The following is a 25864-nucleotide window of genomic DNA, read 5'->3' as shown; positions in this document are numbered from 1 at the left end:
ATACATTGAATAATAAAATAGAAGAAGCGACAAGTATTCGCTTTTTTGTTAATTATTTTAACGTGATTTAGAATTTTTGATTATCATCTACGTACTTAAATCCTTGATTATTGAATAAAGTATAGGTTTCTAAATCATCTGTAGCTTGCAAACCGTTTTTCGCTGTTAACGAATCACCTTCGTTGCTAATTAAGTAAACTTCTTTCGATGTATAAACTGTTTTATTTTTTTTATTCCAAAATAATTGTTCGCTTTTCAACGAATCACCTTTCTCATTTACGATTATTACATTTCCTCTACCTTCATAGATTCCTGTGACATCACTTAATCTTCCCCAATCTGCCTGAAAATATCCAGGTTTTGTACTTCCTTTTTGATAAAAGTCAAGGTCTAATCCTTTTCTAAAAACTGTGTAAGGCGAATCAACCGTTTCGTACATTTCGATTAAAGGAGAACGCAAATTTCCAGAGATTCTTCCCGAATCTTTGTTAATAATATTGGCGTTAATAAGTGTGCGCGAAGGAAATTCGACCTTCTTTTTGTTGATAGGAGGAAGTTCTTTTTTACAAGAAAAAAGCAAAACGAAAATGCTCATTAAACCAAATATTATACTTGATTTAATCAAAACTTTTTCATCTGCTTTTTTATACAATTTTTGTTTGTCCAAAATTAGTCAATCACTCTTTTTCTAAACCAAATATCGTTGATATCAAATCCAACTTTCACACCGAAATAGTTTTCTTTGATTAAGTTGTTTGTTGTTTTTCCTTTTTGTCCATATTCCAAAGAAACATTCATCATAGAACCGTCATTTTGTTTTCCGATTGGAAATCCGAACCCTAATGTTGCTCCGTAAGCGTCTATATCTGTTCCGTAAATAGAATATTGAGCCGATTGATAATACATACCAGCACGGTAAGTTACACGATTAAAATAACTTTTGTAACTATTGTAATCTGGAATCCAGTATCCACCAACTGCTAATCGTACATTGTTTTTATAATCAACATTTGAAGTCATTACTGTATTTTCTCCCTCTAATGGTTGAGAGAAATCTTTCCAACTATTGTATTTAGCTTCAACTGCTAACGACCATGTATTATCTTTTGTATAAGCCGCTCCTAATGTAAAGATTTGAGGAATTTTTGTCTTACCATCATCAATTCTTTTTAACGAAATTGTGTCCAAAGAAGCTTGAGTAGATCCAATGTAACTATATGTCGTTGTAAGATCTGTAACATCTGTTCTTAGGTTGGTACCTAATGTATAAGTTGCTCCTACATACAAATTATTTGTTTTACCAATTTTCTTTGTATACATTGATCCTAACGTAAATTGAGCGCCACGATAATTAGATTTATCACTATAATCAACAGCTAAACTTGCTCCATCTACAGCTAAGACTTCGTTACGTTTTAACTCTCCGAATAAATAATTAACGCGTAGCCCTAAAGAAAATCCTTTGGCAAGATTTCTCGAGTAAAAAGCATGAATACTATTTAATCCACCCTCTCCTTTCATTTGGACTGATTGTTTAACATCATTTCTTTCTGATGTATTCATGATATCATATCCAAGCGCTGAATAAGGTTGAAAACCTAATCCAAAACTTCCTTTTTCTCCAACAGGGAATGCTAATGAGATATTAGAAACGTTAAAACGACCCGCGTTTTCTTTGTCTGTTCCAGATTTGAAATTATAATTTGTTCCACTTCCACTCGCGTTGAAAGTCGTCATACGCAAATTTTGGTTAGCTGCCGGATTTGAAAAGTTTGCACTTTGACCGAAAGGATTCGTAGGAACTGTTGAAATACCGCCCATACCAGCTTGTTCCGTATTATTATCAAATAATTGCTCCCCCACACCGTAAGCCGAATAGGGAGAAACTGATATTGATTGAGCTTTTATTGTTACCACGCTTAATAGTGATAAACTACAAATAATCCACTTCATTATGAATGTATAATAGAATTCTAAGACGCAAATATGATGATTTGTTGCGAATTGTAAAAATTAGATTGCAAAAATGAGCTGTTAAATCTCTATTAAAATATTTAAACCCCTTTATTTTCGGTAAAGATAAAAAATATTTTAAATTTATTTCTCGGTAAATGAACAAGATAGCGTTTTCGGCTAAAAAATATTTTAAATAATGTTTGGTAGAATAGATTTTCGCTCTATATTTGCATCACAATTAAGGCGGTGCCTTAGCTCAGTTGGTAGAGCAAAGGACTGAAAATCCTTGTGTCCCTGGTTCGATTCCTGGAGGCACCACTGCTTAAAACCTCAATCATTTCGATTGAGGTTTTTTTTATTTATTACTTTTTGATCTAAAATTTTCTTCAATAATTTACAACAAAAAAAACCGACACATTCCTGTGTCGGTTTCATTTATTTAAATAAATTAATTAAGCTTGTTGTGCTTTGATTAAGTTTAATGCTGAACCTGCTTTAAACCACTCAATTTGTTGTTCATTATATGTATGATTTGCTAAGATTGCATCTTTAGATCCATCTGCATGCACCAATTCGATTGTTAATGGTTTTTCTGGGGCAAACTCTGTTAAGTCCACAAAGTTGATTGTATCATCTTCTTGTACTTTATCATAATCTGCTTTATCTGCAAATGTCAATGCTAACATCCCTTGTTTTTTAAGGTTAGTTTCATGAATACGTGCAAAAGAACGAACCAATACAGCTACTGCTCCCAAATGGCGAGGTTGCATTGCAGCATGCTCACGTGAAGAACCTTCTCCATAGTTTTCGTCTCCTACAATTACAGATGGTACTCCAGCTGCTTTATAAGCGCGCGCCGTATCTGGTACAGGACCATATTCACCTGTTAATTGATTTTTAACTGAATTGACATCTTGGTTAAATGCATTTACTGCACCAATCAGTGTATTATTCGAAATATTATCCAAGTGTCCACGGAAACGTAACCAAGGTCCCGCCATAGAGATATGGTCTGTTGTACATTTTCCGAATGCTTTGATTAATAGTTTTGCTCCTGTAATATTTTCACCATTCCAAGGTTTGAAACCTTCTAATAGTTGTAAACGCTCAGAAGATGGATTAACAATAACTTCTACTTTCGATCCGTCTTCAACTGGTGCTTGATATCCATTATCTTCATATTCATAACCTTTGCTTGGTAATTCCTCTCCTTTTGGGGCATCAAGCATAACCTCTTCTCCGTTTTTATTAATCAACTTATCTGTTTGTGGATTAAAATCTAAACGTCCTGAAATTGCAATTGCAGCAACCATTTCTGGAGAAGTTACAAATGCATAGGTATTTGGATTTCCATCTGCACGTTTTTTGAAGTTACGATTGAATGAATGAACGATGGTATTTTTTTCTTCTTTATCAGCACCTTCACGATCCCATTGCCCAATACATGGTCCACAAGCATTCGTAAAAATAACTGCATCTAAATCTTCGAACGTTTTTAACAAACCATCACGATCTGCTGTATAACGAACAACTTCTGAACCTGGATTAATCCCGAAAGAAGACTTTACTTCCAATCCTTTGTCTAAAGCTTGTTGAGCGATAGAAGCAGCTCGAGATAAATCTTCGTAAGATGAGTTTGTACAAGATCCGATTAATCCCCATTCTACATCCAAAGGCCAACCATTAGCTGCTGCTGTTTCTTTCATTTTAGAAACTGGTGTCATCAAATCTGGTGTGAAAGGTCCATTCAAACGAGGTTCTAATTCAGATAAATTAATTTCAATCAATTGATCGTAGAAATTTTCTGGATTTGCATAAACTTCATCATCCGAACGTAAGTATGCTTTATGTTGATTAGCAGCATCTGCCACGTCATTACGATCTGTAGCTCTTAAATATCTTTCCGAAGCGTCGTCATAAGCAAAGATTGAAGTCGTTGCTCCAATTTCTGCACCCATGTTACAGATAGTTCCTTTTCCTGTTGCAGATAAAGATTCTGCTCCTTCACCAAAATATTCTACAATAGCTCCTGTTCCACCTTTAACAGTTAATAATCCAGCAACTTCAAGAATAACATCTTTTGGTGCTGCCCATCCTGATAATTTACCTGTTAATTTAACACCAATTAATTTTGGCATTTTTAACTCCCATGCCATTCCAGACATTACATCAACAGCGTCAGCACCACCAACACCAATTGCAACCATCCCCAGTCCACCTGCATTTGGCGTATGAGAATCGGTACCAATCATCATTCCTCCAGGAAAAGCATAGTTCTCTAACACCACTTGGTGAATAATACCTGCACCTGGTTGCCAGAATCCGATACCATATTTATTTGAAACAGATTCTAAGAAATTAAATACCTCCGAAGATTTATTAATTGCTTCTTGTAAATCAGTTTTTGCACCAACTTTAGCTTGAATCAAGTGGTCACAGTGAACTGTAGAAGGAACAGCTGTTTTGGTTTTACCAGCTTGCATAAATTGTAATAAAGCCATCTGAGCAGTTGCATCTTGCATTGCAACTCGATCTGGTGCAAAATCTACATAAGACTCGCCTCTTGTGTATGCTTGTGTTGGATTTCCATCAAACAAGTGAGCATATAAAATTTTCTCCGAATACGTTAAAGGACGCCCCACGATAGCTCTTGCAGCATCAACACGTTCTTGCATTTTAGCATAAACGCCTTTGATCATATTTATATCAAATGCCATAATAATTGTTTTTATTTTATTGGTTTAAATTCATCAAAAAATATACCCCAATATACTGAATTATTTAATATTTAACATCTTTTGAGGATTATAATCTTTTTAAAACAACCCTAACTCATTTAAGATTAACACATAAAAAAAGGCTGATCTAAAATAGATCAGCCATGATTATATTCTCTTTCACGAACGATTAGTTCATAGAAATTGGTTTAAACTTTGTTAAGTTGATTCCTTCAACAGCAGCTTTGTACTCTTCGATAGAAGGAATACGTCCTAAAATTGCTGATAAAACAACTACTGGCGTAGATGCTAATAAAGATTCTCCTTTTTTACCATCACGATCCTCAACAACACGACCTTGGAAAAGACGCGTTGAAGTAGCCATTACAGTATCACCTCTTTCCGCTTTTTCTTGGTTACCCATACATAAGTTACAACCAGGACGCTCTAAGTACATAATGTTTTCATATTCTGTACGTGCTTCTGACTTAGGTAACAAGTCGCTAAACTCAAATCCTGAGTATTTTTGTAACATTTCCCAATCACCTTCTGCTTTTAATTCATCGATGATGTTGTAAGTAGGCGCCGCAACAACTAAAGGAGCTTTGAACTCAACTTTACCATTCGCTTTCTCTACATTACGTAACATTTGAGAAACAATTTTTAAATCGTCTTTATGCACCATACAAGATCCTACGAAACCTAAATCTACGTGTTTATCACCACCATAGTAAGTTAAGTCACGGATTGTATCGTGTGTATAACGTTTAGAAACATCCGCATTATTTACGTCTGGATCGGCAATCATTGGCTCTTCGATAATATCTAAGTCAATTACTACTTCCGCGTAATATTTTGCATTTGCATCTGGCGTTAAAGCAGGTTTAACACCTGTTTTAATTTCTTCGATACGTTTGTTAGCTTTATCGATTAATCCTTGTAACACTTGGTTTTTGTTATCCATTCCTTTCTCGATCATGATTTGGATACGAGATTTTGCAATTTCTAACGATTGGATTAATGTATCATCTTGAGAAATACAGATAGATGCTTTCGCTTTCATTTCTGCAGTCCAGTCTGTAAATGTAAACGCTTGGTCTGCTAATAATGTACCGATATGTACCTCAATGATACGACCTTGGAATACATTTTCACCGTCAAATTGTTTCAACATTTGCGCTTGCGTAGCATGAACCACATCACGGAAATCCATGTGTTGTTTCATTTCTCCTTTGAAAGTCACTTTTACAGACTCTGGAATTGGCATTGCAGCCTCACCAGTTGCCAAAGCTAATGCTACAGTTCCAGAATCGGCACCAAAAGCAACTCCTTTAGACATACGTGTGTGCGAGTCACCACCGATGATGATAGCCCATTCGTCCACAGTAATATCGTTCAATACTTTGTGGATAACGTCTGTCATTGAGTGGTAAACTCCTTTCGGGTCACGTGCTGTAATTACCCCGAAGTCGTTCATGAACTTCATCAATTTAGGGATGTTAGCTTGCGCTTTTTTGTCCCATACTGATGCAGTGTGACATCCTGATTGGTAAGCACCATCTACAGTTGGAGCGATTACTGTTGCTGCCATTGATTCCAACTCTTGCGCTGTCATCAAACCTGTAGTATCTTGAGAACCTACGATGTTTACTTTAACACGAACGTCAGATCCAGCGTGCAATACTTTTCCTGGAGTTACACCTACTGCGTTTTTGTTGAAGATTTTTTCTACAGCTGTCAAACCTTGACCTTCGATAGAAACTTCTTTAGAAGGAGCGAATACTGTTGGAGCAGTGATTCCTAATGTTTCAGCAGCAAATGTTTGAATTTTCTTACCAAATACGATAGCATAAGATCCACCTGCTTTGATAAATTCTAATTTTTGAGGAGTAAACGATTTAGAAATATCTTTCAATTCTTTATCTCCGTTGTATAATTTTTTAGTCTTCGTATTAATTGTCAATACTGTTCCAGTTTCTACTGAATAAGCTTGCTCTAATACGATGTCTCCGTTTTCGTTACGAACTACGTTTCCGTTTTCGTCCACTTTCTTCACCCAGTTTTGTAAGTCGATACCGATACCACCCGTAACGTCAACTGTCGTTAAGAAGATTGGAGAAATTCCGTTTGTTCCAGCAACGATAGGTGCGATGTTCACGAAAGGTACATAAGGAGAAGCTTGTTTACCAGTCCACAATGCTACGTTGTTTACACCTGACATACGAGAAGACCCTACCCCCATTGTTCCTTTTTCAGCGATCAACATAACAGAAGCATCTGGGTGTTTCGCTTTCAAAGCAACAATTTCTTGCTGTTGCTCAGGCGTCATCATACATTTTCCGTGTAATTCACGGTCTGAACGAGAGTGCGCTTGATTTCCTGGAGAAAGTAAGTCAGTAGAAATATCCCCTTCTGCAGCGATATAAGTTACAACTTTAATTTCTTCTGGAACTTCTGGCAATTTTGTAAAAAATTCCGCTTTTGCGTAGCTCTCTAAAATATCTTTTGCAATTGTGTTTCCTGCTTTGTAAGCATCAGCTAAACGAGCTGTATCTGCATCATATAAGAAAACTTGTGTTTTAAGAACTTCCGCCGCTTGTTTTGCAATTTCTTCATCATTTCCTAAAGCTAAATCTAAATGAACTTCAATTGAAGGACCTCCTTTCATGTGAGATAACAATTCGAATGCAAATGTTGGTGTAATTTCAGCAACAGTTGCTTCTCCTAAAATAATCTCTTTTAAAAATTTTGCTTTTACACCTGCAGCAGAAGTTGTACCTGGCAACGTGTTATAGATAAAGAATTTAACAGAATCCTCTCGGTATTCGCTGTTAACATCTTTAATTTGATTAATGATTTCACTTAGTAATTCTGCACCATCAATTGGTTTTGGATGTAAACCTTGACCTTTTCTTTCTTCAATCTCGTTAAGATACTCTTGGTAAAGACTCATAATTATCTATCTTTTCTTTTTAATATTAAAGATTGTTTAAAATCAAGCTACTTACACCTGATTTCATCCAATCAAAATGAATTATATAATAACACTTCGCTGTATCGTTACATCTTATGCCTAATTATTTTTCAACAAAAAATCATTTTTGGCATAGGTAACCACTGTTATCAGAATACAAACTAAGTATGTAATTTTGTAAAGTTGCCATTTAAAAACAATAACTATCACTTAATCAATAATTAAAGTGATTGAAATTACTTTTTAAATTTTTATTATCACACAAATTTTTAGTTAAAAAGCATTGTAATTAATCATAATTTGGCATACAAAATTACGTTTATAGTAACGATTTCTCATCAAAGGATGATATATTTTAGTTATATTCTAATAATTTAGAACTATTATAAAAAAGATGTAAATTTCACTTTTACAATCAATTAAACGTAAATAAATAGAAGTTAAAAATATAACGTATTCTAAAATATCAACTTCATAATTTTAAGCCCTTTTTTTTACGAAATTGAATTAATTATAAATTTTAATAACTATTCAATAATCAATCTTTAGAATTGCTATCAATCATTTAAACAATCTCAAAAATCAATCAAAAATATTCAATATGAATAAATATTGTATATTTATAATAATTATACAATTACAATGAGATATTATACAAGTTTTTAGTAACTTTGTCCCCTTAATTCATTATTATAAATATGAAACTTTGGGATAAAGGTTTTACCATTAATGATAAAATCGAAAAATTTACTGTCGGAAAAGACAGAGAATTAGATGCTCATCTTGCAAAATATGATGCGTTAGCATCAAAAGCACAAGCGAACATGCTCGCAAAAACAGGTTTGATAACAAACGAAGAAAACGATGCATTACAACTTGCTTTGGATGAGATTTTGACATTAATTGCTGCGAACAATTTCGAAATAGACGAAAATTACGAAGATATACATTCAAAAATTGAGGCTTTTTTAATTGAGAAAACCGGTGATGCTGGAAAAAAAATTCACGTTGCACGTTCTCGAAACGATCAAGTTTTGGTAGCAATTCAACTTTTTGAAAAAGAATATCTAAAACAAACAACTGAAAAAATTGTCCATTTAATTGAAATCTTTTTAAAAAAAGCAGACGAATTTAAAAATCATCAATTACCAGGATATACGCATTTTCAGGCTGCTATGCCAAGTAGTTTCGGAATGTGGTTTTCTGCTTATGCAGAAAGTTTATTGACCGATTTATACTTTTTTGAAGCTGCATTTAAAATTTCTGACCAAAATCCATTAGGTTCTGGAGCTGGTTTTGGAACAAGTTTTCCAATTGATCGTTTGCAAACAACACAAGAATTAGGTTTTTCAGAGATTTTAGTTTCATCTGTCGGAGCTCAAATGCTTCGTGGAAAAACAGAAAAATCTGTTGCATCTGCTTTGGCAATGATTTGTGGCACATTGTCGAAAATGTCTTATGATTTGGTTCTATACAATTCGCAAGATTTAGCTTTCGTTAAATTACCAAATGAGATGACAACTGGCTCATCGATTATGCCACATAAGAAAAACCCAGATGTTTTTGAATTAACTCGTGCACATTGTAATAGAATTCAGGCATTGCCAAATGACATTATGATGACGATCAATAATTTACCAAGTGGTTATCATCGTGATTATCAGATTTTGAAAGAAATCTTATTTGAACCAATGATGCAATTTGATAACATTATTGACATCTTAACTTTTGCAATTCCTCAACTTCAGATTAAAGACAACTATATGAATCAGGAAAAATATGATCCGATTTATACCGTGGAAAATATTAACGAAGCCATTAAAAATGGAACACCTTTCCGCGATGCTTACAAAGAAGTTGGATTATCTGTAGAAAATGGAACTTATATTCCGCACAAAGAATTTAAAACAACACATATCGGAAGTATTCATAATTTGAGATTAGATTTGATTTCGAATAAAGTTGAAAAATTCAAATTAGAAGCCCAAGTAATGAAATAACTTCTTGTAATTAATAAAAATATCAACCTCAACTTCTATAAATTGAGGTTTTTTTAATTTACAATTTTATAATTTCGGAATATTCAAACATATAAACAACTGAAATAAAGTATTTTGTAAAATAAAATTCGATTTACAAAATAATTACAACAGATTTTTATTACATCAGGTCAAAATCATTCTAACTTTGACTCATCAAATAACAAATTTGTTTAATCGATTAAAATTTAAAAAAATGAAAAAATTTTTCGCAGTAGTTGCAGTAGCAGCTTTATCATTAGGAGCAGTATCTTGTGGAGAGAAAACTGAAGAAGCACCAGTAGAAGAAGGAGCAACAGTTGATTCTGCTACAGCAGTAGTTGATTCTGCAGCAGCAGTAGTTGACTCAGCAGCAGCAGTAGTTGATTCTGCAGCAGCAGTAGTTGATTCAGCAGCAGTAGCTCAATAATTTATAGCGAAGCTAAAATATAAAATGCGCTTAACTAGGTTAAGCGCATTTTTTTATGTTTTAAATTTTCAAGAATAACAATTAAATAATTGATCCATCAAATTTTTCGGATTCTATTTTGCGATCTAATTCTGCTTGAATATCTTCTAATACTGGGCGAACAGTAGATTCAGGAATATCAGAAACTCGAATATACATCAATCCATCTATTGCATCATTAAACTTAGGATCAACGTTAAATGCAATTACTTTCGCATTTTGTTTGATGTATTTCTTAATCAAGACTGGTAATCGTAACATATTTGGCTCAAGTTCATCAATTAATTTATCAAACTTATTCAAATCTGCTTCAGATTCATCAAAAATAAATTCTTTATCTTCTTCTTTTAATTTAACCTTGTATTCATTTTTAGCTTTTACATATTGTGCTACAGTCGAATCATAGTAATGAGATTTCATAAATTCAATCATCAATGATTTCGAAAAATCAGAAAATTGATTACTAATACTTACGCCTCCAATAATAAATTTTTGATTTGGATTTCTTAATGTAACATGTACTATTCCTCTCCATAATAAGAACAATGGCATTGGTTTTTGCTGATATTCAGCAGAAACAAAGGCACGTCCCATTTCAATACATTTCTTAAAGAACGGATGAATTTCTGGTTCAAAATTAAATAACTCGTGAATATAAAAACCATTAATTCCATATTTTTCGTACACTTCCGAACCAATTGCCATACGATAGGCACCAACAATTTTATTAGATTCTTTATCCCATAGAAATAAATGATGGTAATGATTATCAAAACGGTCTAAATCTATTTCATCATTTGTTCCTTCTCCTATTGCACGAAATGTAATTTCGCGTAAACGTCCAATTTCTCTTAAAATATTAGGAATTTGCTTCGCTGTAGAAAAAAAACATTCGTAATTATTATTTGTAAACAATAATGCTTCTTCATCTTTTCGCAACGCTTCAATATCTTGTAAAAGTAACTTTAAATCCGTTTCAGCAACAACATCCTTAACCTTTCTATTTGAAGATGATAAGCTTGGTAAATTCGGAATTTTCAAATCAATATTACTTGGATTTTTCAGTACTTCTGATAAACTTCTTTTTTGTTTATAATACGATGAAAGCATATAGGTTTTCTTTCTTAAAAAAGCCGAATAATCTTCTATTGTGTTGTGTTCGTCTTGTTGCTTTTGTAAAATAGGTTTTCCTATTCGAATTTGAATTGGTCGTGTTCTTTTTTTCATCATTTCTGATGGCAGCATAGCTGTTTGAAAATCTGGATGTAACTTTGCTACGCGGTAGAAGACATTGCTATTTCTTGCTCTAAAAAACATTGGAACAACAGGAACTTTTGACTTTTTAATCAACTTCATTGCTGATTCTTGCCATTCTCTATCAATCACTCTACTTTCATCATCACGATAAGAAACTTCTCCAGCAGGGAAAATTCCTAAACAACCTCCGTTGCGTAACAACTTTAATGCATCGCGCATCCCCGTAAGGCTACTGTATACTTCTTTACGTGTTTCGAAAGGATTGACTGGTATAATCATCGGTTCTAATGGTTTAATTTTTTGCAGTAAAAAATTCCCCATAATCTTGAAATCAGGACGAACTTTTGACATAAAATGCATCAAAATAATTCCGTCCAATGCACCAAGAGGATGATTAGAAATAATAATAAAAGGGCCTTCTTTTGGAATTCGTTTTAAATCTTCTTCATGAATTTCGTAATCCACTCCAAGATCATCTATTAAATAATCCAAAAAAGGTTCGCATTGCAAGTGTTTTCCTATATTGTATAAATCATTGATTCCATCAATATTAAAAACTTTTTTCAATGCCCAAGCAACAGGTTTACCTAAAATTCCTATTTTAGAAAGACCTGATGCTGAAATAATATCTTCTGTTGAAATTAAACTCATTTAAGCCTTGACAACTATTTGTAATGTTTCACGCACTGTTTGACGTAATAACTCTTTTTCTTTTGATACAACTTTATCAGAATCTGCATCGAAATGACGAATTGTGTACAATAAAACATCGTTTTCTACTTGTACTTTAAACGCTTCGTTCATATCTGCAACAAACTGATCTAAGTTGTTGTATTTATCCTCTAAACATAAAGATAATGAAATTGCTGAATTTTGCATCAAATTTACTTTGATTTGATAATCATATAGTTTATTGAAAATCCCACTCAATTTATCTTCTGTAATAAACGAGAAATCTTTACTTGATAAACGCACCAAATTTTGTTCTCTTTTTAGGATAAAACATGGTACTTTTGGATCTAATGGTTGACCTTTTGCTACTTCTGTTCCTGCTTCTGTTGGATTGATAAATGATTTAACAAAGAATGGAATTTCTTTTTGTTGAAGCGGTTGCAATGTTTTAGGATGAATAACCGAAGCGCCATAATAAGCCAACTCAATTGCTTCTTCGTACGAAATATGATGCAATAATTCTGCATGCTCAAAATAACGTGGATCAGCATTCAAAACACCTGGAACATCTTTCCAAATCGTCATGCTTTCAGCATTTAAACAATATGCAAAAATTGCAGCAGAATAATCTGAACCTTCTCTTCCCAATGTCGTTGTAAAATAGTTAGGATCTGAACCTAAGAAACCTTGTGTAATGAATAAACCTGATTGTGGTAATTTAGAAATACTATCCTCTGTCAACGCCCAGTTTACTTTTCCTTCGCGGTAAGTGTGATCTGTTTTGATATAATCTCGAACATCTAACCAATCGTTCTTAATTTTAATTGAATTAAGATACATACTGATAATTTTTGTCGAAATTAACTCTCCACAGCATACAATTTGATCATAAACATAGCTGTAATTTGGAGATTTGTTTCGTCTTAAAAACGAAACGATATCATCAAAAAATTGAGATATTTCATTCGAAACCTCATCCGCATTATCAAACAATTCTATTGCTAAATCAATATGTTGTTTTTTTACATCATTAATTGTTTTTTCGAAATCATCCTTTTCAAAATAGCGTTTGACTACTTCCTCTAATGCATTTGTCGTCTTGCCCATTGCAGAAACAATTATACATGTATTTTCGTAACCAACTGATTGCAATAAATCTGCAACATTTCTAACGCCGGCTGCATCTTTTACGGAAGCACCACCGAATTTGAAAACTTTCATTTCTATAAAAATTTTTTTTGTAAATATTTAACTTGCAAATATAACCAAACTACCTCTTATATATTGACCGAATTTAATTAAAGTTAAAAATAAATTTCCAGTATGATTTTCATGTATTTAGATTAATTTCAAACGTTTGAAATGAGTAGAATTGAGTTTTTATTCCGATATTTGACCAGCAAAACATAATTATGAACACAAATTCTCATCAAACTCTTGGAGAGTTTATCATAGAAAATCAAGCAGATTTTATTTACTCATCTGGAGAACTATCTAGATTATTGAGTTCGATTAAATTAGCAACAAAAGTTGTTAATTACAAAGTAAACAAAGCAGGATTAGTTAACATTTTAGGAGAATTCGGAAACGAAAATGTACAAGGTGAAAAACAGCAAAAATTAGATGTTTTTGCGAATGAAACTTTCATTGACACTTTATCACAACGTGAAGTTGTTTGTGGAATCGCCTCAGAAGAAAATGAAGATTTCATCGCTATTCAACCTTCTAAAAATTCAAAAAATAGCAAATATGTTGTTTTAATTGATCCCTTAGATGGTTCTTCTAATATTGATGTAAACGTTTCTGTTGGTACAATTTTCTCTATCTATCATCGTGTTACAGAACCAGGAACTCCTGTAACAAAAGCAGATTTTTTACAACCAGGAAATAAACAAGTTGCAGCTGGATATGTGATTTACGGAACATCGACTATGTTGGTTTACACAACTGGAAATGGGGTGAATGGATTTACATTGAATCCAGGAATTGGAACGTTCTATTTATCACATCCTAATATGTGTATTCCAGAAGATGGTAATATTTATTCGGTAAATGAAGGTAATTATGTGAAATTCCCTCAAGGTGTTAAGAACTACATCAAATATTGTCAGGCTGATGAAGAAGATCGTCCATACACTTCTCGTTACATTGGTTCATTATGTTCAGATTTTCACCGTAACATGTTGAAAGGTGGAATTTACATCTATCCTTCTGGAACAAATAACCCAAATGGTAAATTGCGTTTATTATATGAATGTAATCCGATGGCTTTTATTGCAGAACAAGCTGGTGGTAAAGCTACTGATGGGTTTAATCGTATTATGGACATCGTCCCAACTGAATTGCATCAACGTATTCCTTTCTTTTGTGGATCTAAAAATATGGTTGATAAAGCAGAAGAGTTTTTGCGTGAAGCAGAATCTAACTAAAGTTTTTCAAAAAATTATCAATAAAAAATCCGCTCAATGAGCGGATTTTTTATACTATATTCTATTAAGGAATTGCTATACCTGGATAATTTCCTGGATAAACGTGTCTTAAAGTAGAATGATATTTTTTGTTAATTGCATCCGCAAACATATTTGCTACAATGGCATATCCAGTTCCAGTTAAATGAACTCCGTCTAAAGAGAACGCTCCACCAGAAACGAAAGTTGTTGTATATGTTTGACCATAGTATTTAATTCCCGATTGAGAACTTAATTTCTTCATTTCAGAATATGCATCCACTAAAGCTAAATTATAAGCTGTTGCTAATTCAGCAATTGCTGCATTGTATTTAACCACAGCCGCTTCTGCTTTTGCTGTTTCTTTTGCTGTTAATACATAATTATCTGCCATTGGATAACTAACACCAACTACCGATAATTTACCAGCTTCTTCTTGAGTTAATCCTAATTTCATTAATTCTCCAACTCTATTAGTATCTACTTTTCCAATTACAGAAGAAGAAGTTAAAACCAATAAATCTTTTGCAGTCGCTTGACGCGCTTGTCCGTAAGTCATTCCAAATAAAGTCGCTGTTCCAGCATCATATCCTGCTTTAATTAAAGCAGCAGTAATCGTTGTTGATAAATCCGCTAAATCTTTATCTTTAATTACTACAGCGCTTGCAGCAGTTTTAGAAAATGAAATTTTTCTATCAGAAGCACCAACCGCATCAAATACTTGATTTAATCCTGCATAAGTTGCATTTAACTCATCAATCATTGGTGCAAAACTTGGGTTTGCAGGCGATAATGGTGCGTATGGAACCGTTGTAAAATATGGAATAGATGTTACAGAAGGAATATTTGCAATTACTCCTTTTGCTCCTGCAGCAGTTAAAGCTTTCAATCCATCATTAATTGTAGATTTCACAACATTTACATTAGAGATATCAGAACCTCCATACGTTCTTGGATCAACATTATTTGTTTCATTATGATCTACTCCAACTCCTCCAGATGTTGCATAACCTAATACATCATTATTTCCAATCCAATAGGAGAAGAATGTAGGCTTTTGCGCAACTGCATCTGCAACTACAGAAGTTGTCGCACCGCTTGCAAAACGCACAAAATACGGATTCGCTGTTACAGGATCAGTTTGTAATCCTGCTGGATTTCCATAACCTGGTGCAACCAAATGATAAGATTTTGCTCCTGGAACTCCCATGTTTTGGTAAGTCCCTTTATCAGCTAAAATATCTAACGCTGCTCCTGGTGCAGTAGGAACTGGTGTTAAAGCTCCATTTACAATTTGCAAAGTCAACTTACCCGAAAAACCTGGTAAATTTGTAAAACCTCCTGTGTCATTTGGCATATAAGGAATTTTGAACTCCCCTCCTCCTGCAGCTTTCATTAATCCAGCTAACATATTTGGATAAGAATTTTCTTGTCCTGATCTGTATAATGCATTATCTCTATAACCAGAAGTCAACGAGTTTCCTAAAGCAATATATTTTGAAAAGTTAGCTTCACCTGCTGTAACTTGAATATCCTCGATTGGATGCTCAAAGTCTTGATCACAACTAAACATTGTAGCAGCTAAAGCAACTAAAACTATTTTATTTAAATGTTTCATTTTGTAGTGTTATTTAAGGTTATACGTTAGTCCTAAACCAAAGTTAATTGCACGCATCTTAACATCTCCAGAGAAATTTTGTTCGATGTTATTAATATATCTTTCATCACCTTGAACATAAGATCCAAATAAATCTAAGTAAAATCCATTGTTAAATTTAAATCCTAATCCAGCTGATACAGAGTTTAAATTAGAACTTGGTGTTTCTGAAGACCAATATGCTCCTGGAACTGGAGATTTATCATGGTAATACCCTACACGCCCTGTAATCATCTCGTTAAATGTATATTCTGCTCCAAAACGGAATAAAGTATTGTCTTTCCAATTTTTTGTTGACGTTGAAGTATAGAATGTATTTGACGCGTCGTTGTATAAATTAATATCTAAACTTTTGTAACGTGTCCAGTTTTGCCACACTACATCTCCAAAAAGCTCTAATTGAGGTAGAACTTTGTAAGACATTCCGAAAGTAAATTCAGATGGAAGTGGTAATGTTGTATTCCATTTATCTGTGTTAAAAGGCACATTAGATGCAATTCCAGCCGGAACATCCATCCATGTCACATCTCCTTTGTTTGCAGAAACATCTACATTAGAACGGTAAGCTAATCCAACTCCGAATTTTTCGGTTGGTTTGAACATTGCTCCTACATTAAATCCTAAACCATGAGCATCTTTATCCTCTAATCTAAGTTTAATATCATTTCCAGCAACTGTTTGTACTTTCTCTAATTTAGCCGATCCATGTGTATAGATAAAACCTAAACCTAAACTAAACCAATCTGAAAAACGATAGGCAACTGTTGGCTGAATATTAAATGCTTTCAAATCGATATGCGTGATGTTAGCCTTATTTTGCCAATCTTCTGGCCAAGTTACCGAGCTACCAAATGGAGTAGTCACACTAATCCCTACCGCTAAATCATCAACAGGTTTGTAACTCACCGCCAAATACATTGGAGTTCCTAATTTACTATCCGTTTCAGCTTTTTGGAAAGTTGTTGGATCTTGCCATTTTACGTCAGTTTTCACACCAAAACCTCCAACAGCAATACTCAATTTGCTCTCTACAAAAGCTAATCCTGCAGGGTTATAAAACGCCACACTCGCATCACGAGTTTGCGTTGCAGAAGTTCCACCTAAAGCAGCTTGGCGAACTCCTTGTAAAGCAACACGGTAACCTCCTGCAAAAGCAGATGAAGATAGACCGATCAATGCTAATGTTAAGAAAATTTTCTTCATATTTTTTGTTCGTTTTTAATAATTCCTTTTAACAAAAATAACATAATTTTATAATAATGTTATGTTAACATAATAAATTTTAAAAAATACTTTATACTTAAGGCTTTCAGCCATAATATTAATTGTGTAAAATATACACTATTGATAAATTTCTTTGATTTTTTCGGATATAACATACCCTTCAGACCAACAAGCCTGAAAATTAAAACCTCCAGTAATTGCGTCAATATTCAAAACTTCTCCTGCCATGAACAAATGAGGTAATTTTTTAGCTTCCATCGAATGAAAATCAATTTCTTTCAAATCAACTCCTCCAGCAGTCACAAACTCATCTTTGAATGTGCTTTTACCATTTATTTGGTATTTTCCTTGTGTTAATTCTGATGCTAAAGCTTCGATATGTTTCTTCGACAAGTCGGCATATACTTTATTTTCGGCTATGTTGCAATAATTCAGAATACTCAACCAAAAGCGTTTAGGAAAATCAAATGGATTGTTTTTGTGTACATTCTTCTTTGCATCAACTTGTTTCTTATTATTCAAAAAAGAAACTATTTCTTCTTTAGATTGATTGACAAAATTAATTTCAGCTTCGAATTTATAATTACTTTCGTTCAATTTTAAAGCTCCCCAAGCTGATAAACGCAAAATAGCAGGACCACTAAATCCCCAATGTGTTATTAACAAAGGTCCTTCTGCCTCTAACTTTTGTTGATTGATTTTAACTTCTGCATTTTCGAATGAAATCCCCATCAACCCTTCGATTCTTGGATCTTTGCAATTAAATGTAAATAGAGAAGGAACAGGTTGAATTATCTTCAAACCTAAGTTTTTCAAACTTTTCCAGAATTTTGGTGTACTTCCTGTTGTAATAATTACTGTTTCAAAAAAATACTTTCCTGATTTTGTAATCAATTCATAACCTTCATTAACTTTATTGATTTCTTGTACGCCATCCGAAAAATTTAATTGAACTTTATTTTGATCAACCGCTTTAGTTAACGCTTCGATAATAGAAAGAGATGAATCGCTTACTGGAAAAATACGATTATCATCTTCAATTTTCAATTCAACTCCGCGTTCATCAAACCACGCCATTGTATCGCCTGGCTGAAATGTATAAAAAACACTTAGTAATTCCTTTTTCCCACGTGGGTAAAACTCTACTAAATCCAATGGATCAAAGCATGCATGAGTTACATTACACCTTCCTCCACCCGAAATACGTACTTTTTGTAGTGGTAAATTTGCTTGTTCAAACAATACAGTTTGTTGTCCTACAGTTTTTCCAAGGTTTGCTGCAACAAAATATCCTGCTGCACCACCTCCTACAATGGCTATTTTTTTCACGGAGCAAAGGTAAAGTTTTATTTTTAACAGAAATTTTTAATAAAAAAAGGAAATGTTTTCACATCTCCTTTTATGCTTTTTGTTCGTGAAAAACGAACAAAGGTGTTATATTTTTGTTTGCTATTTTTTTTGTAAATCCAGGCGAAAATATCTTATCGAAGAAACCTTTGTTTCGACTAACAACGGTTAACAAATCAATTTCTTTTTCTTTGATAAAATCTAAAACCGCATTTACAGGATCCGCATCATGATAAATTTCAAAAAAAATTGGGTCTCCTGCAAATTGATTTTGCCAATCTTTCATTGCTTGTTTATTATATTTTCCGTCTTTAGAAACATGCATACAATGAATTTTTGCATGATGACGATTTGCTATTTCAAGCAAATATTTCAAGGCTTCTTTATCTTTTTGATCAAAAACAGTTGTAAAACCTATATTCTTAAATCCTTTGAATATCATTCCATTCGGAATACTTAAGATAGGAATTTTCATCGATGTAATTGCATTAATAGTATTGGAACCAAAAAGCATTTTTTCTATCCCTGTATTTCCATCTGTTCCCATTACCACAAAATCAACACTTTCTTCGCCAATGATTTCGCGTAATATATACAAGAAATTTCCTTCTTCTAAAATAAATTTAATTGGAATTTCATTTAATCCGTTTTTATCTGCTATTTCCCTTAATTGCGGAATATTATCTTTGAAGTTATTAAAACTTCCTAATTCTACAGTTTCATATACATTCTGAATTAAACCTGCACTCAAAGTACCAGTAATCATTGGTAGTTCATAAACGTGCAATACATAAACTTGTGCATCTATACTTTTCGCAAGGTTAAGAGCATATAAAAACGCATTATTAGCCGTCTCAGAAAAATCTGTTGGGAACAATATTTTTTTCATTTTTTTGTGTTTTGTACACAAAAGTTACGAATAATTTTAGTTCTACGCGAAAAAAAAGCTCAATCTATCAAAATAATTAAGCTTTTGTTATTTTCTAAAAATTGTCGCTATTCGTGAAAAACAAATAATGGTACTTTATTTTGAGAAAGAATTGTTTTGGTAAAACTTGGTGAAAATAATTTCTCGAAAAATCCTTTATTGCGACTTACCACTGTTAATAAATCAATTTTTTCTTCTTTTATAAATTCTAAAACTGCATCAACAGATTCGTCTGCTGTATAAATAGAAAAATCTACAGGTTCGTCTTTGTAATATTCTTTCCAATGATTAAGCGTAGGGACATCGTAATTTCCATCTTTAGAAACATGTAAACAATGAACTTTGGCTTTGTATCGATATGCAATTTCTGTTAAATAATCTAAGGCTTTACGGTCCTTATCTTCAAAAATTGTTGTAAAACCGATGCTTTTTATTCCTTTATATTCATATCCATGCGGAACACTCAAAACTGGAATTTTCAAATGTTTAATTGCATTCATCGTATTCGAACCAAAAAGTACTTTATCAAATCCTGTATTTCCTGTTGTTCCCATCACTACAAAATCAACTTTCTCTTCTTCTATAAAATTTGGTAAAACGAATGAAAGCATCCCTTCTTTAATAAAAAATTTCATTTCCACGTCACCAAAACCATTATCCCCTGCTAATTTTCTAAGAAAAGGAATGTGATCTTTTAGATTTTCAAATTTATTCAATTCAATGGTATCATATACATTTTGTAAAATGCCAGCATCAATTCCTGCATTCACAATTGGATATTGAAAGGCGTGTAAAATATACAACTCTGCATTTTGATTTTCTGCCAAATTCAACGCATACAAAAATGCGTTATTTGCTGTCTCGGAAAAGTCGGTTGGAAATAATATTTTTTTCATAATCTATCTCTTTATTAGCTCCCTAAATATACGAAATAAATAGCGTGTAAAATTAATTTGAAGTTAAATATTATTGTGTTTTTTTAATTTAAGCTGATTAAAAATATATTCATTTTTGAATAAATTCTTATCCGTAACTTTGCACTTCATAAATTTCAATTCATGAATAATAAATATTTCCAGAAAACCATTGTTCGATGGTCAGATTTAGACGCTAATCGTCATTTAGCGAATGCTTCATATATGAATTTCACAAGCTTTGCTCGAATTGCTTTTTTAAGAGATTTTGGTGTTTCGATGAATAACTTAGCTGAATATGGTATTGGTCCAGCAATTTTACACGAACAATTTTCATTTTTTAAGGAAGCTATGGAAGGTGAAGAAATTTATATTTCGGTTGAAATTGGTGGAATGTCAGAAGATGGAATGATTTATCAATTTATTCACAATTTGTATAACCAAGATGGAGTACATCTTTGCCATTCTGAATTGACAGGTGTTTGGTTTTCGATGTCGAAAAGAAAAATGCAGGCACCACCAACTGAAATGGTCGAAAATATTAAAAAATCATTTGAAGGACAAACAATCAAAGCAATGTCAAAACAAGACATTATCAATTTACCTTTTCGTTCAGAAAATATAGATCCTTCAATTTTCAATCAAAAATAAAATCATGTTAGAAGATAAAAACGTTTCAAAAACAAGTTTAGCCGAAATCGGTGAATTTGGTTTAATTCATCAAATTAAAGAAGGTTTTCCAATCAAGTTAGAAAGCTCTATCAAAGGAATTGGCGACGATGCTGCTGTTCTTGATTACAAAAAGGACAAAATTGTTGTATCAACAGACATGTTGGTAGAAGGTGTTAACTTTAGTTGGTCGTACATGCCTTTGCGTCATTTGGGATATAAAGCTGTTGTAACTGCAATTAGTGATATTTTGGCAATGAATGCTATTCCAAAACAAATTTTGGTTTCGATGGCAATCTCAAATCGTTTTACGATAGAAGCTGTTGATGAAATTTACAATGGTATGAAATACGCATGTGACAAATACAAAATCGATATCGTTGGTGGTGACACCACTTCATCTGTTAGTGGACTTGTACTAAGCATGACCGCAATTGGCTCGGCTCCTGAAAAAGATTTGGCGTACAGAAGTGGAGCAAAAGAAAATGATTTGGTTGTACTTTCTGGTGATTTAGGTGCATCTTTCCTTGGTCTACAGGTTTTGGAACGCGAAGCTCAAGTATCGAAAGTAAATCCAAACAATCAACCTGATTTTGAAAACTATTCCTATTTAATTGAACGTCAGCTAAAACCTGAAGCAAGATTAGATATCATCAATCTTTTGAAAGAATTGAAAGTAAAACCAACTTCTATGATTGATATTTCGGATGGATTATCTTCTGAGATTATTCATTTATCAAAAGAAAGTGGTGTTGGAATCAATATTTACGAAGAAAAAATTCCGTTGGATTCTGTTGTCATTCGCACTGCCGAAGAATTCAAAATCAATCCAATTACATGCGCTTTAAGCGGTGGAGAAGATTATGAATTGTTGTTTACAATTGATCAAAAAGATTTTGAGAAAATAAAAGGAAACCCACATTTAACGGTGATTGGACATGTAACTGGTAAAAACGAAGAAAATTACTTAATTACCCGAGGAAGCGAACAAATGGTTCCTTTAACGGCACAAGGTTGGGGAGTTGAAACAGAAGAAGAAAGTTAATTAACGAATTAGTTAATTCGAAAATGTGAGAATTTTAAGAAGCTGGCATTGAGCTTGTCGAAATTAAGCTTCTCACCAAAATATAAAATCAAAAGCATTCAAGAAATTGGATGCTTTTTTAGTTGAAATAAGTTGTATTTTAGATTATTATTAATAATTATGTCTAAAAAATCAATAAATAAAATGCTATTCAAAACAGGAATTGGGTTGTTATCTTTATCAATTCTAATGCTTATTTATGCGATTGCAATGTTTGCAGCAAGAGGTAATTATAGTAAATTTGAAATAAAGCTTTCAGAAATTTCACTTGTTTTTTGGATCCTTATATTTTGTTTAGGTATTTTAATCTTAATAATTTCATTTGTTTTAATTACAATAAAAAACAAAAAAGCTCGAACCAATAAGTTCGAGCTTTTATATTGTTAGCGTTTTCGCTGTCGAATTATCAATTAAGATAATGGTTCAACTGAAACGTAAGATCTATCGTTACGTTTTTTAGTGAAAACAACTTTTCCGTCAACTAAAGCGAATAATGTGTGATCTTTACCGATTCCTACATTATCACCAGGATGATGTTGAGTACCTCTTTGACGAACAATAATGTTACCAGCGATTGCTGCTTGTCCACCAAAAATTTTAACACCTAAACGTTTCGAATGTGATTCACGACCATTTTTCGAACTTCCGACCCCTTTCTTATGTGCCATTTCGTTTTGTTTTTAAGAGTTAATAATTAATCTCTGCTCAATCTTAACCGATTGAAGCAATTTCAATTTTAGTGAATTGTTGACGATGTCCGTTAGACTTTTGGTAACCTTTTCTTCTTTTCTTCTTGAAAACGATTACTTTGTCTCCTTTCACGTGTTCAACGATTTTAGCTACTACGGTAACTCCGTCTATAACTGGGGCGCCGACAGTGATTGCTCCGTTATCAGTTAATAAAACACGATCGAATTTTACTTCTTCTCCTGCTTCACCTGCTAAACGGTTTACAAACAATTGTTGGTCTTTTTCAACTTTGTATTGAAGCCCTGCTATCTCTACAATTGCGTACATAAATTAATGTTTATAAATGAAAATTGAGTGCAAAGATAATCAAAATTTTGAATTTAAGAACTTGAATTGATTGAAATTTAGTTAGAAAGATGAAAAAACTATGACATATCTTCTATTTGGATTAATTAAAAATAACATATCTTTGCAATGAAAATCAAAGATAGATTGGTAGAGATGGTTGAAAATTATTCTTTAAAAGATTTAAAAATTGGTGAACAAGCTGTTGTAATTGGTTTTACGACTGAAGATGTTCCTGCAAAATTTTATGAAATGGGTTTTGTCCCAGGTACTAATTTACTGGTTAAAAACAAAGCTCCTTTTGGTGGTCCTATTTGCATCAGTATTGTATCGAACAAGTCTGTTTTAGCATTAAGAAGAAACGAAGCCGATAAAATCTTGATAACAAAGAAATAATGAATCATTATAAAATTGCCTTAATTGGTAACCCAAATGTTGGTAAAACTTCGTTATTTAATAAGCTTACAAATCTTCGTCAAAAAGTAGGAAATTATCCTGGTGTGACGGTAGAGAAACGTGAGGGGAATATTGAACGAAATGGAAACAAATTTTTCATTACAGATTTCCCAGGAACGTATACTATTTATCCAAGTTCTTTGGATGAAGAAATTGTTTTCAAAACTTTAGGAAACAAAACCGATAAACATTATCCTGATTTAGCCATTGTTATAGGTGAACCATCAAATTTAAAACGTTCGATTTTATTGTATCAACAAGTTCGAGATTTAGATGTTCCTGCGATTTTTGTCATTAACATGAAAGACGAAATTAAGAGCAAAGGCCTTAATATTGATTTACCAAAATTAGAAGATTTTCTTCAAACTAAAATATACTTAACAAACGCTCGTACAAGCGAAGGTATCGATGAATTGGTAGATGCTTTCACTAAAAAAGCAACCGATTACACTAATCATTATGCAATCACGAAAGAATATCTTTCAGTCGTAGAGAATGTAAAAAATGAATTTCAATTAGATTCTAATTATCAAGCTTGGCAATATCTATCGCAAAAAGAAGTTCCTTTTCTATCAAAAGAGAAGCAAGATAAATTAGAAGCAATAAAAAAAGAAAACGCTATTATTTCGAAGCGTTTACAAGTAAAAGAAGCTTTAGATCGAAATAAAATTTTAGAGGAGAAATTAAATACCATCATTTCTTATAAATTCGAAGGAAATGAAACTTTAACTGATAAAATTGACAAAATCTTAATTCATCCAGTCTTTGGTTATGTTATCTTTTTAGGGATTTTATTATTAATCTTTCAAGCTGTTTACGCATGGTCAGCTCCATTAATGACAATGGTTGAAGACCTGTTTGGTTGGTTTGATGAAAAAGTAATTAGTTTTTTACCCGAAGGACCCATCAATGAAATAGTTGGCGGCGCTATAATACCAGGAATAGAAGGTATTGCTGTTTTTGTTCCTCAAATTGCCATTTTGTTTTTATTCATTTCGATTATGGAAGAAACGGGATACATGAGCCGTGTTGTATATTTGATGGATAGATGGTTAAAACCTTTTGGATTAAGTGGAAAAAGTGTTGTACCATTAATCTCGGGCGCTGCTTGTGCAGTACCAGCAATTATGTCTGCGCGTAACATCGAAAATGACAAAGAACGCTTATTAACGATACTTGTCACCCCATTTATGACGTGTTCTGCTCGTTTGCCTATTTATATCGTTCTGATTGCCTTGGTAATTCCTGACGAAAAAATATTTGGTTTCAGTTACCAAGCCTTGGCCTTATTTGTGATGTACATATTAGGTGTTGTAGGAGCTTTGGGAAGTGCTATTTTACTGAACTTAATTATAAAAGCAAAACATAAAAGTTTCTTGATTTTAGAGATGCCAACGTACAAACTTCCTGATTGGAAAAATGTTGGAATTAATGTATGGGAAAAAACATTAGGTTTCTTGATTGATGCTGGTAAAATAATATTTGCAATTTCGATTATTCTATGGGTTTTAGGAACATTTGGACCAGGAGAACAATTTAAAAATGCAGAAGAGATAGTTACTGCTCATCACCCAAAAATGGATGAAGATGATTTAGCCAATGAAATTGCTTCTTATAAATTAGAACATTCATACTTAGGAAGATTAGGAGCAGTTATAGAACCAGTTGTAGAACCGTTGGGATATGATTGGAAGATGGGAATTGGTTTGATTTCTTCCTTTGCTGCCCGTGAAGTATTTGTCGGAACAATGTCAACTGTTTATAGTTTAGGCGAAGTTGATGTGGAAGACGATGGTCAAAAAGATCGTTTACTTCATCGTATGCAATCAGAAATCAACCAAAATACAGGTGAACCTGCATATAATCTTGCAACAGGAGTTTCGTTGTTATTATTCTACGCTTTCGCAATGCAATGTATGAGCACTATCGCGATTGTAAAAAGAGAAACAAATTCTTGGAAATGGACACTGATTCAGACAGGATTTATGACTGGTTTGGCATATATTGTTGCATTTATTGCTTATCATTTATTAAAATAAT

The 25864-nt window shown here is 32.9% G+C and carries 20 protein-coding genes and 1 tRNA gene; 8 read left to right on the top strand and 13 right to left on the bottom strand.

Annotated features, from left to right (window positions below; genetic code table 11):
- Positions 1–67 precede the first annotated feature (67 nt).
- Both lptC and bamG read right to left on the bottom strand, forming a co-directional pair.
- Positions 68–667, bottom strand: a complete 600-nt coding sequence (gene lptC, locus HX088_RS00220; protein ID WP_171623784.1) for an LPS export ABC transporter periplasmic protein LptC — start codon at positions 665–667, stop codon at positions 68–70.
- 2 nt (positions 668–669) lie between these two features.
- On the bottom strand, positions 670–1953 hold the full coding sequence (gene bamG / locus HX088_RS00215) for a BamG family beta-barrel-assembly machinery protein (RefSeq protein ID WP_221411987.1): 1284 nt from the start codon (positions 1951–1953) through the stop codon (positions 670–672).
- 248 nt (positions 1954–2201) lie between these two features.
- Here bamG and HX088_RS00210 point away from each other — a divergent pair.
- Positions 2202–2274: transfer RNA gene (locus tag HX088_RS00210), tRNA-Phe, on the top strand.
- Positions 2275–2408: 134 nt separating this feature from the next.
- On the opposite strand, the gene HX088_RS00205 is transcribed toward HX088_RS00210, so the two are convergent.
- The gene (locus HX088_RS00205) at positions 2409–4673 is read right to left on the bottom strand and encodes an aconitate hydratase (protein WP_225541393.1); all 2265 of its coding nucleotides are present in this window, start codon (positions 4671–4673) and stop codon (positions 2409–2411) included.
- A gap of 190 nt (positions 4674–4863) precedes the next feature.
- Positions 4864–7626, bottom strand: coding sequence for a bifunctional aconitate hydratase 2/2-methylisocitrate dehydratase (locus tag HX088_RS00200; protein WP_286482892.1), 2763 nt, complete (start codon positions 7624–7626; stop codon positions 4864–4866).
- 719 nt (positions 7627–8345) lie between these two features.
- Here HX088_RS00200 and argH point away from each other — a divergent pair.
- On the top strand, positions 8346–9647 hold the full coding sequence (gene argH, locus HX088_RS00195) for an argininosuccinate lyase (RefSeq protein WP_171623787.1): 1302 nt from the start codon (positions 8346–8348) through the stop codon (positions 9645–9647).
- 235 nt (positions 9648–9882) lie between these two features.
- Entirely contained in the window at positions 9883–10095 is a 213-nt protein-coding gene (locus HX088_RS00190; protein WP_171623788.1) for a hypothetical protein, read from the top strand.
- A gap of 81 nt (positions 10096–10176) precedes the next feature.
- On the opposite strand, the gene HX088_RS00185 is transcribed toward HX088_RS00190, so the two are convergent.
- Entirely contained in the window at positions 10177–12042 is a 1866-nt protein-coding gene (locus tag HX088_RS00185) for a GNAT family N-acyltransferase (RefSeq protein WP_260541740.1), read from the bottom strand.
- Entirely contained in the window at positions 12043–13284 is a 1242-nt protein-coding gene (locus HX088_RS00180) for an aspartate kinase (RefSeq protein ID WP_260541738.1), read from the bottom strand. It abuts the gene before it with no gap.
- 191 nt (positions 13285–13475) lie between these two features.
- On the opposite strand from HX088_RS00180, the gene fbp reads away from it, so the two are divergent.
- A complete protein-coding gene (gene fbp, locus HX088_RS00175) occupies positions 13476–14492 on the top strand; it encodes a class 1 fructose-bisphosphatase (RefSeq protein ID WP_260541737.1) in 1017 nt (338 codons plus the stop codon).
- 64 nt (positions 14493–14556) lie between these two features.
- Here the strand turns inward: fbp and HX088_RS00170 are convergent, their stop codons facing one another.
- The 5 genes from HX088_RS00170 to HX088_RS00150 form a co-directional block, all read right to left on the bottom strand.
- Positions 14557–16128, bottom strand: a complete 1572-nt coding sequence (locus HX088_RS00170) for an SGNH/GDSL hydrolase family protein (RefSeq protein ID WP_286482889.1) — start codon at positions 16126–16128, stop codon at positions 14557–14559.
- A 9-nt stretch (positions 16129–16137) separates the two neighbouring features.
- A complete protein-coding gene (locus HX088_RS00165) occupies positions 16138–17370 on the bottom strand; it encodes an OmpP1/FadL family transporter (protein WP_284583050.1) in 1233 nt (410 codons plus the stop codon).
- A gap of 138 nt (positions 17371–17508) precedes the next feature.
- Entirely contained in the window at positions 17509–18720 is a 1212-nt protein-coding gene (locus tag HX088_RS00160) for a BaiN/RdsA family NAD(P)/FAD-dependent oxidoreductase (protein WP_286482888.1), read from the bottom strand.
- A gap of 70 nt (positions 18721–18790) precedes the next feature.
- On the bottom strand, positions 18791–19627 hold the full coding sequence (locus tag HX088_RS00155; RefSeq protein ID WP_260541732.1) for a universal stress protein: 837 nt from the start codon (positions 19625–19627) through the stop codon (positions 18791–18793).
- Positions 19628–19734: 107 nt separating this feature from the next.
- Positions 19735–20562 (bottom strand): universal stress protein, encoded by an 828-nt coding sequence (locus HX088_RS00150; protein WP_260541730.1) that lies wholly within the window; start codon positions 20560–20562, stop codon positions 19735–19737.
- Between the two features lie 162 nt (positions 20563–20724).
- Here HX088_RS00150 and HX088_RS00145 point away from each other — a divergent pair, with 162 nt between their 5' ends.
- Positions 20725–21231, top strand: a complete 507-nt coding sequence (locus HX088_RS00145; protein WP_171623475.1) for an acyl-CoA thioesterase — start codon at positions 20725–20727, stop codon at positions 21229–21231.
- 4 nt (positions 21232–21235) lie between these two features.
- Positions 21236–22294 carry a thiamine-phosphate kinase gene (gene thiL / locus HX088_RS00140; RefSeq protein WP_286482885.1) on the top strand — a complete coding sequence of 353 codons (1059 nt, stop codon included), beginning with the start codon at positions 21236–21238 and terminating at the stop codon, positions 22292–22294.
- Positions 22295–22743: 449 nt separating this feature from the next.
- Here the strand turns inward: thiL and rpmA are convergent, their stop codons facing one another.
- Entirely contained in the window at positions 22744–23001 is a 258-nt protein-coding gene (gene rpmA, locus HX088_RS00135) for a 50S ribosomal protein L27 (RefSeq protein ID WP_150431414.1), read from the bottom strand.
- A 43-nt stretch (positions 23002–23044) separates the two neighbouring features.
- Positions 23045–23350 carry a 50S ribosomal protein L21 gene (rplU, locus tag HX088_RS00130; RefSeq protein WP_171623477.1) on the bottom strand — a complete coding sequence of 102 codons (306 nt, stop codon included), beginning with the start codon at positions 23348–23350 and terminating at the stop codon, positions 23045–23047.
- 147 nt (positions 23351–23497) lie between these two features.
- On the opposite strand from rplU, the gene HX088_RS00125 reads away from it, so the two are divergent.
- Complete coding sequence (locus HX088_RS00125) at positions 23498–23764, top strand: FeoA family protein (RefSeq protein WP_225532484.1); 267 nt, start codon at positions 23498–23500, stop codon at positions 23762–23764.
- Entirely contained in the window at positions 23764–25863 is a 2100-nt protein-coding gene (gene feoB / locus HX088_RS00120) for a ferrous iron transport protein B (RefSeq protein ID WP_260541726.1), read from the top strand. The genes HX088_RS00125 and feoB overlap by 1 nt, the downstream gene beginning before the upstream one ends.
- Position 25864 lies beyond the last annotated feature (1 nt).

Source organism: Empedobacter sp. 225-1, from assembly GCF_030328185.1.
GTDB lineage: Bacteria > Bacteroidota > Bacteroidia > Flavobacteriales > Weeksellaceae > Empedobacter > Empedobacter stercoris.
The sequence above is the reverse complement of the archived record's forward strand: the minus strand, read 5'-3'. Positions and strand labels throughout refer to the sequence as shown.

Excerpts from the sequence above, each read along its gene's own strand:
- bamG (WP_221411987.1), bottom strand. The coding sequence starts at position 1,953 with ATGAAGTGGATTATTTGTAGTTTATCACTATTAAGCGTGGTAACAATA.
- HX088_RS00205 (WP_225541393.1), bottom strand. The coding sequence starts at position 4,673 with ATGGCATTTGATATAAATATGATCAAAGGCGTTTATGCTAAAATGCAA.
- HX088_RS00200 (WP_286482892.1), bottom strand. The coding sequence starts at position 7,626 with ATGAGTCTTTACCAAGAGTATCTTAACGAGATTGAAGAAAGAAAAGGT.
- argH (WP_171623787.1), top strand. The coding sequence starts at position 8,346 with ATGAAACTTTGGGATAAAGGTTTTACCATTAATGATAAAATCGAAAAA.
- HX088_RS00190 (WP_171623788.1), top strand. The coding sequence starts at position 9,883 with ATGAAAAAATTTTTCGCAGTAGTTGCAGTAGCAGCTTTATCATTAGGA.
- HX088_RS00185 (WP_260541740.1), bottom strand. The coding sequence starts at position 12,042 with ATGAGTTTAATTTCAACAGAAGATATTATTTCAGCATCAGGTCTTTCT.
- HX088_RS00180 (WP_260541738.1), bottom strand. The coding sequence starts at position 13,284 with ATGAAAGTTTTCAAATTCGGTGGTGCTTCCGTAAAAGATGCAGCCGGC.
- fbp (WP_260541737.1), top strand. The coding sequence starts at position 13,476 with ATGAACACAAATTCTCATCAAACTCTTGGAGAGTTTATCATAGAAAAT.
- HX088_RS00170 (WP_286482889.1), bottom strand. The coding sequence starts at position 16,128 with ATGAAACATTTAAATAAAATAGTTTTAGTTGCTTTAGCTGCTACAATG.
- HX088_RS00165 (WP_284583050.1), bottom strand. The coding sequence starts at position 17,370 with ATGAAGAAAATTTTCTTAACATTAGCATTGATCGGTCTATCTTCATCT.
- HX088_RS00155 (WP_260541732.1), bottom strand. The coding sequence starts at position 19,627 with ATGAAAAAAATATTGTTCCCAACAGATTTTTCTGAGACGGCTAATAAT.
- HX088_RS00150 (WP_260541730.1), bottom strand. The coding sequence starts at position 20,562 with ATGAAAAAAATATTATTTCCAACCGACTTTTCCGAGACAGCAAATAAC.
- HX088_RS00145 (WP_171623475.1), top strand. The coding sequence starts at position 20,725 with ATGAATAATAAATATTTCCAGAAAACCATTGTTCGATGGTCAGATTTA.
- thiL (WP_286482885.1), top strand. The coding sequence starts at position 21,236 with ATGTTAGAAGATAAAAACGTTTCAAAAACAAGTTTAGCCGAAATCGGT.
- rpmA (WP_150431414.1), bottom strand. The coding sequence starts at position 23,001 with ATGGCACATAAGAAAGGGGTCGGAAGTTCGAAAAATGGTCGTGAATCA.
- rplU (WP_171623477.1), bottom strand. The coding sequence starts at position 23,350 with ATGTACGCAATTGTAGAGATAGCAGGGCTTCAATACAAAGTTGAAAAA.
- HX088_RS00125 (WP_225532484.1), top strand. The coding sequence starts at position 23,498 with ATGAAAATCAAAGATAGATTGGTAGAGATGGTTGAAAATTATTCTTTA.
- feoB (WP_260541726.1), top strand. The coding sequence starts at position 23,764 with ATGAATCATTATAAAATTGCCTTAATTGGTAACCCAAATGTTGGTAAA.